The sequence below is a fragment of the Deinococcus deserti VCD115 genome (genome assembly GCF_000020685.1).
GTDB lineage: Bacteria > Deinococcota > Deinococci > Deinococcales > Deinococcaceae > Deinococcus > Deinococcus deserti.
The window spans coordinates 141,592-154,319 of sequence record NC_012527.1 but is presented as its reverse complement, the minus strand read 5'-3'; the positions used below and the strand labels follow the sequence as shown (position 1 = coordinate 154,319).

Sequence of the window (12,728 nt, the reverse complement as noted above, 5' to 3'; positions counted from 1 at the left end):
CCGCCCAACTTGCTTACACCACAGACATTGGTCCTCTCTGAAAACTATTCCTTTAGCGAACATTTAATTTCGCTTATAACTTGGCCTACCGCATGAGCTTTGTGACGCTTTTGTAAGTGACGTGAGACTACGGTCAAAGTGTCGCGCAGACTCGGTTGCGACTTTTGCCGCAAGCCTGCTCCGTGTGCTTCAAGCATTTGCCGTCGAATCTCACTTTGCACATTCCTTAGATCTCAGAAATACCGTACCGAGGCCTGGATGAAAGTACTGATCATCAGCGCAGATATAGAACGAACCCATGCCATTCACCTGGCGCGAGCCGGCTTCGTTGTTGATCAGGCCAGCACTCTCGAAGAGGCTGTTGCTCACTTTCGCGCCTCCGCGTATGACGCTGTCTTGGCAGAGCCAACGCCGGCACTGCCACTTTCCGAGATCATCCCGTTTCTGCATCACCACACGACTACCCTGCACTCCACCCCGGTCCTGGTGGTGACCCCGCCCGGAGCAGGTGCTACCGCAGCGCCCCTTCCGTCCGGCATGAACTATGTGGACGATTGCCCGGTCACTGAACTCAGCACCATTCTTCAGCGCGCCAGAAATCATCACGCTCCTGAGGAAAAGAGCTGTACCAGCTTTGGGGACCTCTGCATCAATCACGACACCCGCACCGTCACGCTCGGCGGCGCCACACTGAAGCTCACTGCCAGGGAATATCTGCTGGTTGACCTGCTCGCCCGAAACCCTGGACGGCTATACACCCGAGCTGAAATTCTCGACCGCGTCTGGGAATCTGAGTACGTTGGTGACGGCCGCGTTATCGACACATACGTCAAAAAACTGCGCCAGAAGCTCAGCGTTGACTGTATCGAAACTGTCCGTGGCCTCGGGTACCGCTTCGCGACCGACGTAACCAGTCAATCCACCTCCGGCACGCAGGCGCCTGCACCGGAACGGCAGCTCAGCCTGGATATCATCGCGCTTATTGCACAGGCGTTGCAGGACGCCCCCGACACGAGCCATGCCCTCGCTGCGGTGCATCAGCACCTCAAGGACGCTTTTGGCATCCGGGTAATGGTGATCACCGACCAACAAAGCCGGGTGCTGCATTCGGCTACTCCTCTGAATGAAACAGATATTCTTGCCGTTCAGGAAGTGGTTCAGGCGGCAGAAAACAGTCAGAAACCCGGCTGCTTTTATCCCGGCACCGACCTGGAGTGTGCGGAACGGGCGAACGTTCAGGAAGCAGTGTCCGTGCGGTTAACCCGGCGGCATGATGACCACATTGCCCATCTGGTGCTGCTTCAGGACCAGAACAGTCTCGCCTGGACTCCGGAAGACCGCCGGATGCTCCGAACCCTTGCCGCCGTGTCGCAGCCTTCGTTCATCCTGCACCTGCAGATGAGCCTCCCCGCGGATCGTGGCGCCGTGGAGCAGGACGAGCTCGACGATGCCATCACAGATCTCGACATTGTGGTGGAGGCAGAGCAGCCATTAACACTGGACCAACTGCTTGAAACTGGGGTGCAGAGGCTCGCGAACGTCCTAAATGCGACAGCCTGCGTGCTGTGGCGGATTGACGCAGGGGAAGCCGATCTGGTCTCTGCTCAGGGTCCTGCTGGCCCGTTGACGGCCCACAGTGCACTCGAACGAGAATCCTTCGCGGCGTCCACTGAACTCACCTGCCTCCCGCACATCCTTCAGGCCAGAGCGCAGGCGGTATTCGCTTTGACCCTCCCGGCGCGTACCCACCTGCTGACGACCATCGAAGCGACGAACTATATCCTGCAGGTGTTTGCCCTCCCCAGCGGCGCGGCCGAGAGCAGCCACGCTACACGAGCCGTGGAGCTGTTCGGTGAGGCACTCACCTCGTGTCTTACCAACGCGCAGCCTTACCGTGGCTCCTTCTGTGACGAGATGACGTCCATGCGCAACCGCCGCGCCTTCCTGTACGACCTGGACAGCGAACTCAGCTTCGCTCAGGAGAACAACACGTCCTTTGAGGTGGTCTTTCTGAGTGTGCAGCCTCAGCAGGGGCAGCAGATGGGCCTGGATCAGCAGGCTGAGGTCGCACGCCATGTCCAGAGTCTGTTCCGCAAGCAGGACCGCGTGTACGTGCTGAACAACGGGATGTACGGCGCGCTGCTGGCTGTCCCCGAGCACAACGCCCGCACGGTACTGCGAAGAAAGCTCACCAACCTGGCTGCGCTCCTGCAACAGGATCAGCCCGACATGTTTCAGGTCAGCGGCCGGACAGTCACGTTTCCAACGGATGCCGCAAACCTGACCCAGGTTCTGTACATCGGCTTCAATCCCGCACATCCAATGCTAGAGTCCCCGAGCCGAATCTGCCGTTCCGCCTGAGCACATACGCCCCCAGAAGTGTTTTTCGAGGTCAAGGTGAACACCTGGCCTCTGACCATTAGTTTCAGGAGACGGTGCTCTGAAATCCAGCAGTGTGAAACAGGTCCGGCGGGACTGCCACAAGGGTGTGGCCTGTGCTGGGGCTGAGGATTTCCCCGCCGCTGGCGCTTCTGGTGGAACGGGCCACGAAGCAATGACGTTTACGCCAGACGATGTTCGGTTTCTACTGGTGTGCTGAACGAGGCCAGCAAGAACCTTTGCAGAACACTACGGGGGACGGAACCAGTCTGCGTGAAACTTTGCCGGCTAAATCCGCACTTTATCCAACCGGCAGCCATGGCGCTTTCCCAGCCAGAAGTGAGCATGCCATGGCAGCTCCTGGGAGATTGCGTCGCTACAAGGGTATGACTTTGCTCACGAGTGTCTCTATTATAATTTACGCTGCCAGCTTGGTTGGGACGACTTATAACCATGTGACCGATCTCTGGTATAAGGGATGCCTTCCCTATGATTGAGTCCCTGTTGGAATCAATCTTTATTGGTCGTTATTGGGTTTCTTTGATCCACATGCGGTATCACTTTTGTTCAGGCGACCTCGTGTGGGATTGTTGTTGAATGTCGCTATCATCGTGTCGGACATCATAGTGAATAGCTTTGTGCAGCATGGAGCTTTACTGGTTCTCTCGTCGGCCTTCCAGGGCTTGCAGGCTCAAACAGCATTTTTGGGATTTGTGCTCGGCATACGCGTATCAGTTCGTTAAGATTCTGCGGCACCAAGTTGGGCATGCCAGAAGCTGAGGGTATCCTGTACCACCCGGGTGTACTCATCCAGTCCAGTGGGCTTCATGATGTAGGCCGTTGCACCAGCCTGAATGCTTTTCTGAGCGTCTGACTCTGCGGCGGACCCACTGAATACCAGCACCGGGAGCTCTGCAAAGATGGGATTGTGGCGCACCTCAGCCAGTACCTCGATAGCACTTTTCCGGGGTGTATTGCCGTCCAGAAGCATAAGCTGTGGTCGCGGCACATCCTCGTAGGCACCAAGCCGATTCAGAAAGGCCAGCGCTTCGACTCCGTCCGGCACCACATGAAGCGACAGGTCCGGAATAAAATCTTCCACCGCCAGCTGCATGAGCAGAACGTCAGCCGCGTTGTCTTCAACCATCAGAACATTAAACATGGCACTTCACCGCTTCAACGGGAAACAATCGCGTAGTAATGGCCGCAGTTATGGACACAAGCACGGAGTTCATTCGTACAGGGGAGGGGGACATAGGAACCTCAGAGAGTCGGAGCCGACCGCGCGAGCTCATTTCTTTGAGGTTAACCTGCCATAAGTGTGAAACCGCCGACTGCCTGCTCACAAGGAGACCTTGTTGCCACGACTCTTATATAGAAGACGCCGGGCACCAGCCTCTCTGGAACTTTCGGCCTCAATCGCATAGAGGTGCCGTTGGGCGATAAGGAATTCAGTGAGAGAGCACCGCAGAAAAAGTCTGCTTCCGTTTTTAGAGGAAGACTTTATTTCCTGGTACACTCGCGCCCAAGTGTTCGGCACAGCTTCATAAGCGTAGGAGGGCCAGACGTTTATCAGTGTGTGCTTCATTCCCTGAGATGGAGTGTCTGTACCATTCATCATCACTGGCAGCGACCCCATGTTCTGCCGCTTTGCTTCGCCTGAGGCCGCGACTGTGAAGAGGGCGCAGGCAAAGCCCTCTGGAAGCAAAACCGCTTTTTCGGCGGATGGATGAAGCATACCCACAAGAATATGGCCCGACACGCGTGTACTTGTTAACTCCAGCGTTCACGTCACCGTCATCAACCGTAGAGAAGCAATGTGAAGCGGTTTTCACCTTGGATAAGGCTCCTTGCGACCGACTCACGTCTCGCGTGGCGCACTAGTCTCCGCGTTAAAGACAAGCTGCAGGAAGAAGAGGGCTAAATTTGGTTTTATCAAGGTGCACGCTAAATGTATGTCGGGTGATTCAGGAATACTGGCCGTAGTAGAAGGACGAGGTTCCTCAAGAACATGACTGTCACTTCACTGCATCACCTATTGAGCTCGTGCGGAGGAGCCGGTGCACTAACAGGTGAGGCTTCCTAGTGAAACTTATTCATAGCGAGGGGAAGAGGGACGAACGCGGTCAGAACTTGTCAATAATCAAAACTCCGAAACCGTGGGTAACTTTGCATTCAGCACAGTGAGGATCTGCTCATTTTTTTGAACTAAGATTAATTAGTGCCAAAACACGAAGCTGTAAAGCTCCGCTCCTTTAACCCCAGGCCGTCACCTGCACCACCATTAAAACCGGTTTTGTGAGGACGTCTTATTTTCCCCGACCAGAACGCATTCAATTTGTCTTTTCACACAATTCTGCTGTTTCGTGCAGCACTATGGTACGCCATCAACGCTTTGCTAATTTTCGCAGCGTCCCTCCTGGGCTCCACGCACAAAGCCTTCCCATCGGGATGACGGGTTTTCCCATTGCCAGAGATACAGGTGCTTAGTTTGCCCCAGGTCGGGGAACATCGCGTGTAGCAACAGCCCTGATCACAGCATACGGAGTGGGTATGTGCCTAACCCCGGCCAGATCCAGAACGATGAGTGGATGACGTTTGTGTTATCACAGGAAGATTTCAGCGGCACGATTGACTGGGCTAACAACACTACCCTTTAGGTTCGTGCAGTAGATTTTGACACCGGTGCACAAGTTCGCTGGGATCTGCAACGTACCCAAGTCCAAGCAGGGTATCGTGTAGCTGACCTTCGACGACAACTGGGCCAGAGCGCACACCATCGCCCGTCCACTCAAGAATAAGTACGGGTTCCCGGGCACCCTGTATGGGATCCTCGATCTACAGGGCAGAGCTGACTACATGACCGAGCAGCATCTCGCCGAGTTGCGCACAAGAAGTTTTACTAGGATTCACGAGCTGCTCCATACAATCTTCAGGTCGTGGTTGACTGAACCCAGCGAGATCAGGGCGCTATTTTCCAGAACGACTGAACGCTCAAAGGTGTTAGTCCAAAAAAATTGCCGGCCTCCTTATTGGCTCTGATTTTCTTCAACCTCTGGCCGGTTGGGTTCGCCTTCCGTAACGTCTGGCGGGGGGGAAACCGTTCCACCAGCCGATGAATCAGCGAATGTACCCGCCTGCTCCGCTTCAGCCGCAGCTCTACCTCGATCTACGTAGGTATAAACTTCACCGTCCCGGCCGTGCACTTCAATCGTGTAGCTGCTGAGCCTGGAAGAATCAAGCCGTATGACACTTTTTTCAATGATGCGGCCTTGCGCGGGATCCAGCGCATAGTCGCCCAATAACGGGTTCTCGCAATTTGTGCCGTCAAGTTTTCGGGGCAGCCGGCCCTGAGCCACCCCAGGCTGTGCGCGGCGGCGTTCGATAGCCTGAACACATTGAGAAAGATAAAATTGTGCGTTATTGCGGTCGAGAGTCAGCTGTCTCTGTTCGTAGTGTTTTCGCTCCGCAGCCTCACATCCAGACAAAACCAGACTTCCCAAAACCATCGTTGCAGACAGATACAAACTGTTCATTAAATCTCAGTACGGCATGTTCGGAGTCACCGTTCCCGGCGACTCTTGCGACGGCTGAAAGCATAAACCGACGCGCCTGGGTTTTTCTCGCCATACGTTCCCACGCCTGGTCCACACCCGATCAGTTGCAAACAGCTCACAAGTCCGAATCTTCCTTCCTGAGCATGTGCTCCCGGTACGCACATTCATCAGTGGCGGGCCCCGGTGGACAAGTTTATTGCCCCGCTAGTTACAGCGCTTTTCCTCCCAGTCAGGACTCTTCAGGATCGCGGGATTTACCGGCAACGATCAGGGAAGCGCAGTCAAGAGCTCCACGGCTGAGGTCGGGCCTGCCCGCCGCCTTCACCCGGGCGGCCTGTATTGTGGGGTACAACAAGAGTATACAAGGGCCGGAAACGGTATCTGTTATTCACCTTAAACAGGATTGCCCGGGAGCTGGACATGCACAGCCGGAAAGTCCACTTCCCGATTGCACTTACTCTTTTCGAGTCACCACGAGGAATCCGGGGGTGCCGGGTCTTCAGGGTGTCCCTGCCTCTGTTCCCGATAACAGCAACCTCCGGCGATCCCTGAAACCTGGCATCCCGCAATGGAAACCTCAGCAACCGTATAAGCCGCAAGCGACCTTCCTGGTGCGGGGCCTCGTCATGACCCGCCGGCTTCCACCACCGCTCTGTCACAGTCCCGGGCATATGAGGAGTATCCCGGTCTCAGGCGAAGTCCCTAATGCAGCCGAGAGCGGCTGAAGTGTGCAGAGGAATCTGCAGGTGCGCCATCTGGTGTCTTTCGGAACCTACACAGGTTCTGAACATCTTGTACGCAGCCTCTGAACAGCGCCCGTCCATACTCCCTTCGTGAACGGAAGCAGCACGCCGGGCGCACGCAGAAAAACGTGATCCGGCAGCAGCTGCCTTCTCCGCGCGTCGCTGCATTCCACCCGCCCTCTCACCCGGTGCCCCGCCACCCAAAGGACGTCAACCATGCGTAACCTCACCACACTGAAAGCTTTCACTGTCTCCGCTCTGCTCACCGCCAGCACCCTGTTCGTCAATGCGTCCGCGGCTCCAGTGTTCTTCCACAATGATGCTGGTGCCAGTGGCATCGTGGACATTTATGTAGACGGCACCCTGGTGTTCGACGATATTGCTCCGGACAACGCCATGATGTTCCCGCAAGAGCTGGCCAGCGGCCGGCACGAAGTGATCGTTACGCCGTACAACCGGGCTCCTGGAGTACAGGACGTGCTGCGCACCACCATTGAAATCGAGCACGCAAGCTCGTACCACCTGACGCTGGGGAACACCTCCGCTGTTTACCTGGACGAGCTTACCGGTGAGCTCACCCAGGCGCCCTGGACCGGAGAGCCCTGGCTCAGCCTGGATACCGGCCTCAACTGAGCGTTCGTTCAATTGTCCCGCCACACCGGCGGCCCGCGAAGGACCCCCGGTCCTCTGCCCGACGTAAGGTTCGCGTCTGTCTCCCCGAGCAGCAACTGCCGTTCCTCCGGCCTCGCTGTCAGGCGAGGCCCACCCCCACTACAGCCTGCAAAGGAGAATTCCATGCGCCATACGATCCTGACCCCCCTGCTTGCCCTCACCGTCCTCGCCGGAACCGCGTCCGCCACCAGTTCAACGTCCGCCCAGCGTCAGGTTGCCGCTCAGGCACACCAGCGACCGGCAGAGCATCAGGCAGCCCACCAGAACCAGACCAGGGCGGGTGACAACCGCGGGACTGAGCGTCCGGCACAGACCGGCATGCACCGGCCGGATGCCCGGCAGGGCCGAGTCACCGGGCAACACCAGCGGGGAGCCCAGGCGCACAACCCGCGGGGCATGCACATTCAGCCTGCCCGGCCATCAGATCAGCGAGGCACCTCCAACTCTCCCCAGGCTCAGCAGGGAGGAACCCTGAACCAGCTTGGCGGCGCCCTTCGCGGGGCAACGCGCGTCACGTTCTACAACGGTGATCCGCTGAAGGGCGCCCAGCCGACGCAGACCATTCAGCTGACCGGCTCTCCGGAGTCCCAGGCCACGGCCCTGAACCGTGCGGCTCAGCAGGCAAGCTTCGCGGTGATTGAACGGCCGGGTGGGCGGGTCGTCGTGGACCTGAAGGCCACTTCCACCCAGCCGGGACAGCCTGCTCCCCGCACCCCTCGGCGCCGCTGACGACCTGAACAGGGATGCTGGACGGCGCAGGTCGCCGTCCAGCGAAATCCGCGTTGGTCACCCTGGCTGTCAATCTGAACCATCGACGGCCGGGGTGGCCCCTTCGTGTGTGGCACATTCTGTGTATGCCGGACACGCCAGTTTCGCCCTTGTCCCCCTGCCCCACACGGAGGCCCGAATGAAGACCATCCTGATCGTGGAAGATAACCCTGGGGTCCGGGATATGGTCCGCGAGTACCTCCAGGAGCACGGGTACCGGGTCCGGGTGGCGTCCAACGGCCACGAGGGCCTGCTTGAAGTGCGCCATCACCGGCCTGACCTGGTGCTGCTGGACATGATGATGCCCGGCATGGACGGCCTGGAATTCCTCCGGCGTTTCCGCGCTGCTGAGCATGCTCCTGTAGTTTTTCTGACGGCCCGTGACGCTGAACTCGACAAGGTGCTGGGCCTGGAACTCGGTGCCGACGATTACGTCACGAAGCCGTTCTCGATGGCTGAGCTCCTGGCCCGCGTGCGCGCACACCTGCGCCGCGGCAACGAAGCGCCGCCCTCAGCGTTTGTCCGGGCCGGCGAACTGGAAATGGACGCGGCGTCCAGAACCTTCCTGGTACAGGGCAGCCGGGTCGATCTGACCCGTTCCGAGTTTGAATTGATGGCAGCATTCCTCCGGGCTCCCGGACGGGTCTTCTCGCGGCTGGAACTGCTGGAACAGCTTCAGGAAGAAGCTCTGGGTGCGGAACGCACCATCGACGTGCATGTCCGGAACCTGCGCGCGAAAATTGAGCCGGAACCGGGCAAGCCGAGGTTCATTGAAACGGTGTTCGGCATGGGATACCGCCTGAATCCAGACCTGACGCCATGAAGCGTCCCTACTGGCGAACCCTGGCCTGGCGGCTGACACTGGCGTTTGTGCTGGTCAGCGCGGCCGCGCTGGGCACCGTCGGTTTCATTTCCTCGGTCTACACGCGCTCGGAGTTCAGTGCCCTGCTGGGCGCACAGGCGCAGGAAAGCCTGACGGCGCAGGTTCAGGCCTACGTGCAGGCCAACGGAACAGTGAGCGGCTTCCGGCCATCCGAGCCGCACCCAAGAAATGGCGACCGAGCCGGCCCTCCCCCACGCACCCCCGGTGTTTCCCGCAGTTCCTGGCTGGTGCTGGACGAGCAGCGACGCGCCGTCTTTTCGACACCAAACGTTCCTCGGGGCACCCGGGTACCCCGGCCGCAAGGCACCCCGGTCACGGTTGGAAACAGGGTCGTGGCCTACCTGATTCCTTCGGGCATGCGGCCCCGTCCGGATAGGCGCGGGGAGGACTTTCTGTCGCGGACTGCCCAGGCCATCGGCTGGTCTATGCTCGGGGCAACCGTGCTGGCCGTCGTGATGGGCCTGCTGGTGTCGAGAACCCTGCTCAGGCCCCTGAGTGAACTGCGCCGGGGCATTCGCGCCTTGCAGCGTGGCGACGCGCCCATAGCACATCAGAGCACCCGCACAGACGAGTTTGGCGAGGTGCTGCATGCATTCGGAGAAATGCACCAGGACGTGGTCCGCAGCCAGCAGGCCCGGCGGCAGCTCACAGCCGATATTGCCCACGACCTCAATACGCCTCTGGCCGTGATTTCCGGAACATTGGAAGCTATTCTCGATGGCACCTTCAAACCCACTTCTGAACGTCTCAAACGCCTGCACCAGGAAACCCAGCACGTCTCGCAACTGGTCAACGACCTGCGGTTTCTGTCGCTGGCAGACGCAGGGGAGCTCCACATGAACCACAAGCTGGCGGAGGTCGAGCCGTTCATCCGGGGTGCCGTCGCGACCTTTGAGGAGATGGCCCGGCAGGGGGACGTAACACTCGAAACGCATCTGAAGGTTGCGGGGGTCAGGGCTTCCGTTGATGTCGTCCGCATCACGCAGGTGCTTCAGAACCTCCTGAGTAATGCTCTGGCACATACGTCAGCCGGTGGGCGGGTGGTGGTCACCGCAGAGGTGGCTGGCCAGAGCCTGACCGTGAGTGTGAAGGACACGGGCGACGGCATCCAACCAGAGCATCTGCCGCATGTGTTTAACCGACTGTACCGGGCAGATCAGGCCCGCTCCGGCGGCGGAAGTGGTCTGGGCCTCAGTATCTGTAAGACGATCGTCGAAGCACACGGGGGTGATATCAGGATCACCAGTGCGGTTGGCAGCGGCACGACCGTGACGTTCACCCTGCCGCTGCCGCCTGCCCTGTCCTGAAGGAGCCAAGGGCGGGCAGGGCACGCTGAAGCGAGGCGGTTTCGCGGGAGCATTCACCGGAGCAGGAGACGTGGGCTGCAAGGCTGAGCCTCATTTTCAATAGGTGGGGTCAAGGACGATCGTGGCCATGAAGCCCCAGAGGTCAGGCCGCACCCGAGGCGGGGATTGTGCCTCCGCATGGGCATCGCATACAGTCACCTATGAATTCAGATTCCCGGACGTCCGGCGCCCAACCCCCGGCAGGTCCTGCAGCCTCCGCCCGCCGACCTTTCTCGCTGACCCGGAAGGCCGCCGGGCTCCTGTTTATTTCTGGGCAGGTGGGCCTTGACCCTCAGACGCAGCAGCTTGTGCCCGGCGGCTTCGCCTCAGAATTCGCGCAGATGATGACAAATCTCACAGGCATCCTCGAGGCGCACCAGCTCAGCCTTGCGGACCTGGTCAGCGTGAATGTCTACCTGACGACCCCTGACGATTACACCAGACTGAATGAGCTGTACCTCGCGGCGTTTGCCGATCCTCTCCCGACCCGCACGACCGTCATTGTGCAGGCGCTTCCCCTGGGGGCCAGTGTCGAGATTCAGGGCACGGCTGCCCTGGGTGGCGCGGAGACTGCATGAACTTTCAGGAACTGAGTCTGTCAACCTTGAGGGATGTGCACGCACGTCTGAAACCGGGAGTACTGCGCACGCCCGTGTGGCGCTGGCAGACTGGCGCAATCCCCGAGCAGTTGACCCCCGAAACGGAGGTCTGGTTGAAGCTGGAGCTGTTTCAGAAAACGGGCACCTTCAAGCTGCGTGGAGCGCTGAACACCATTCAGGCATTGGATGCGCCGGCCCGGGCGCGGGGGGTCACGGCGGTCAGTGCGGGTAATCATGCTATTGCCGTGGCGTACGCGGCCCGGGAAGCGGGGGTGAGTGCCAAAGTGGTGATGCTCCAGCATTCCAGTCCTGCCCGTGTTCAGGCGTGCGAAGCCCTGGGCGCCGACGTGCACCTCGCCCCGGACGTGCATCAGGCGTTCGAGTGGGTGCAGTCCATCCAGACGCAGGAAGGCCGCACCATGATTCACCCGTTTGACGGGCCGCTGACCTCGCAGGGCACCGCGGGCGTTGGACTCGAGTTTATGGATCAGGTGCCGCACCTGGACGCGGTGATTGTGCCTGTGGGAGGCGGGGGGCTGATCTCTGGGGTGGCAGCGGCGGTAAAGCAGCTCCAGCCGCAGTGTCAGGTGTACGGCGTCGAACCGCTAGGCGCGGACTCGCTGTCCCAGAGTCTGAGCGCAGGTGAACCGGTGCGCCTGGAGCGCGTAACAACGATCGCGGACAGCCTGGGGGCGCCGTTTGCGCTGCGTTATTCGTTTGACGTGTGCCGCGCCTTTGTGGATGAGGTGGTGAGGGTGTCGGACGATGAGCTTTGCCGGGCGATGTTCTACCTGTTCCGTGACATGAAGCTGGTGACAGAACCCGCGACGGCGGCGGGAACAGCGGCGCTGCTTGGTCCGCTGAAAGCGCGCCTGAGCGGCAAACGGGTGGGGATCGTGGCGTGCGGTGCGAACGTTGACGTCGTGTCGTTCCATGCTTTTGTAACGCGCGGGCAGCTGCTCCTGGAATCCTGACCGTCTTCCCTGCCCCGCACAATCCTGCCGGTTGGTGTGAAGGACGACCAGAATAAATCCCAGGAGTTTCTCGTGACCGAAGGTTCCCCACCCGTTGCGCGGTTCGTCTGTTGTTCACCAGCCAGTCCGGCGTTTACCGGCACGGTGTGGAGATGAAAGGGGTAAACGAAGTGTACTGCTGGCCTACAGTACGACATGACCATCAACACCAATCCTGACCTGAGGGGATGCAGCGAGCAGGACAAGGTGTGGCTGAGACGCTCGGCACCCTGAAGGCGGCCATTCGTCCGGGCGAGACCCCTGCTGAGCTTGATGCCCTCGCGGGATCGGTGTTTCGCCGGCATGGGGCCCAGTCTGCCCCACGCATGACATGCCACGCCCCGGTCAACGTCTTCATCAGCGTGAATGACCACATTGTTCACGGCCTTCCGACGCAACGCCCGCTGACTGCGGGAGACGTGGTGAGCATTGATGTCACGCCTTTTGTCGATGGCTCCGTCGCCGACGCTGCGGTGACGGTGTCGGTTCCCCCGGCATCTCCTGCCGTGATGATGTTGATTGAATGCACTGAGACTGCGTTTCATCCCGGGATGGCTGCAGCGAAGACTGGGCGCCCGGTTCATGTGATTGGTCAGGCTGCCGAAAATGAGGTGAAGCGCTGAGGCTTTACGGATAGACCCTGCGCACCACCGACGGCCGCCTGGCCGCTCATTTTGAGCATAGGGTCATGATCACGAAGGAGAAACCTCTGATTCTGACGGCCTCAGCGCTCCAGTGCACATCATCGGGAACGAGAAGACAAGCTGG

10 protein-coding genes are annotated in these 12,728 nt (G+C 59.5%); 8 read left to right on the top strand and 2 right to left on the bottom strand.

Going from position 1 to position 12,728, the window contains the following annotated elements:
- The first annotated feature begins 258 nt into the window (after window positions 1-258).
- Complete coding sequence (locus DEIDE_RS18145; protein ID WP_012694628.1) at window positions 259-2,361, top strand: winged helix-turn-helix domain-containing protein; 2,103 nt, start codon at window positions 259-261, stop codon at window positions 2,359-2,361.
- A gap of 757 nt (window positions 2,362-3,118) precedes the next feature.
- Here DEIDE_RS18145 and DEIDE_RS14010 read toward each other — a convergent pair.
- Together DEIDE_RS14010 and DEIDE_RS19165 are read right to left on the bottom strand one after the other, a co-directional pair.
- Entirely contained in the window at window positions 3,119-3,541 is a 423-nt protein-coding gene (locus DEIDE_RS14010) for a response regulator (RefSeq protein ID WP_012694625.1), read from the bottom strand.
- A gap of 1,867 nt (window positions 3,542-5,408) precedes the next feature.
- Window positions 5,409-5,915 carry a hypothetical protein gene (locus DEIDE_RS19165; protein ID WP_012694623.1) on the bottom strand — a complete coding sequence of 169 codons (507 nt, stop codon included), beginning with the start codon at window positions 5,913-5,915 and terminating at the stop codon, window positions 5,409-5,411.
- Window positions 5,916-6,895: 980 nt separating this feature from the next.
- On the opposite strand from DEIDE_RS19165, the gene DEIDE_RS14005 reads away from it, so the two are divergent.
- From DEIDE_RS14005 to DEIDE_RS13975, 7 genes are all read left to right on the top strand, one after another.
- Window positions 6,896-7,312: a DUF4397 domain-containing protein gene (locus DEIDE_RS14005; protein WP_012694620.1), complete on the top strand. Its 417-nt coding sequence runs from the start codon at window positions 6,896-6,898 to the stop codon at window positions 7,310-7,312.
- Between the two features lie 162 nt (window positions 7,313-7,474).
- Entirely contained in the window at window positions 7,475-8,080 is a 606-nt protein-coding gene (locus DEIDE_RS14000; RefSeq protein ID WP_012694619.1) for a hypothetical protein, read from the top strand.
- Window positions 8,081-8,258: 178 nt separating this feature from the next.
- Window positions 8,259-8,942 carry a response regulator transcription factor gene (locus DEIDE_RS13995; protein WP_012694618.1) on the top strand — a complete coding sequence of 228 codons (684 nt, stop codon included), beginning with the start codon at window positions 8,259-8,261 and terminating at the stop codon, window positions 8,940-8,942.
- The gene (locus tag DEIDE_RS13990; RefSeq protein ID WP_012694617.1) at window positions 8,939-10,309 is read left to right on the top strand and encodes a sensor histidine kinase; all 1,371 of its coding nucleotides are present in this window, start codon (window positions 8,939-8,941) and stop codon (window positions 10,307-10,309) included. Before DEIDE_RS13995 ends, DEIDE_RS13990 begins: the two co-directional genes overlap by 4 nt.
- Window positions 10,310-10,509: 200 nt before the next feature.
- Window positions 10,510-10,926, top strand: a complete 417-nt coding sequence (locus DEIDE_RS13985) for a RidA family protein (RefSeq protein WP_041227702.1) — start codon at window positions 10,510-10,512, stop codon at window positions 10,924-10,926.
- Entirely contained in the window at window positions 10,923-11,921 is a 999-nt protein-coding gene (locus tag DEIDE_RS13980; protein WP_012694615.1) for a threonine ammonia-lyase, read from the top strand. Before DEIDE_RS13985 ends, DEIDE_RS13980 begins: the two co-directional genes overlap by 4 nt.
- Before the next feature lie 248 nt (window positions 11,922-12,169).
- A complete protein-coding gene (locus DEIDE_RS13975) occupies window positions 12,170-12,583 on the top strand; it encodes a M24 family metallopeptidase (RefSeq protein ID WP_242403003.1) in 414 nt (137 codons plus the stop codon).
- Window positions 12,584-12,728: the final 145 nt, after the last annotated feature.

Coding starts and splice junctions, on each gene's coding strand:
- DEIDE_RS18145 (WP_012694628.1), top strand. CDS start 259: ATGAAAGTACTGATCATCAGCGCAGATATAGAACGAACCCATGCCATT.
- DEIDE_RS14010 (WP_012694625.1), bottom strand. CDS start 3,541: ATGTTTAATGTTCTGATGGTTGAAGACAACGCGGCTGACGTTCTGCTC.
- DEIDE_RS19165 (WP_012694623.1), bottom strand. CDS start 5,915: ATGAACAGTTTGTATCTGTCTGCAACGATGGTTTTGGGAAGTCTGGTT.
- DEIDE_RS14005 (WP_012694620.1), top strand. CDS start 6,896: ATGCGTAACCTCACCACACTGAAAGCTTTCACTGTCTCCGCTCTGCTC.
- DEIDE_RS14000 (WP_012694619.1), top strand. CDS start 7,475: ATGCGCCATACGATCCTGACCCCCCTGCTTGCCCTCACCGTCCTCGCC.
- DEIDE_RS13995 (WP_012694618.1), top strand. CDS start 8,259: ATGAAGACCATCCTGATCGTGGAAGATAACCCTGGGGTCCGGGATATG.
- DEIDE_RS13990 (WP_012694617.1), top strand. CDS start 8,939: ATGAAGCGTCCCTACTGGCGAACCCTGGCCTGGCGGCTGACACTGGCG.
- DEIDE_RS13985 (WP_041227702.1), top strand. CDS start 10,510: ATGAATTCAGATTCCCGGACGTCCGGCGCCCAACCCCCGGCAGGTCCT.
- DEIDE_RS13980 (WP_012694615.1), top strand. CDS start 10,923: ATGAACTTTCAGGAACTGAGTCTGTCAACCTTGAGGGATGTGCACGCA.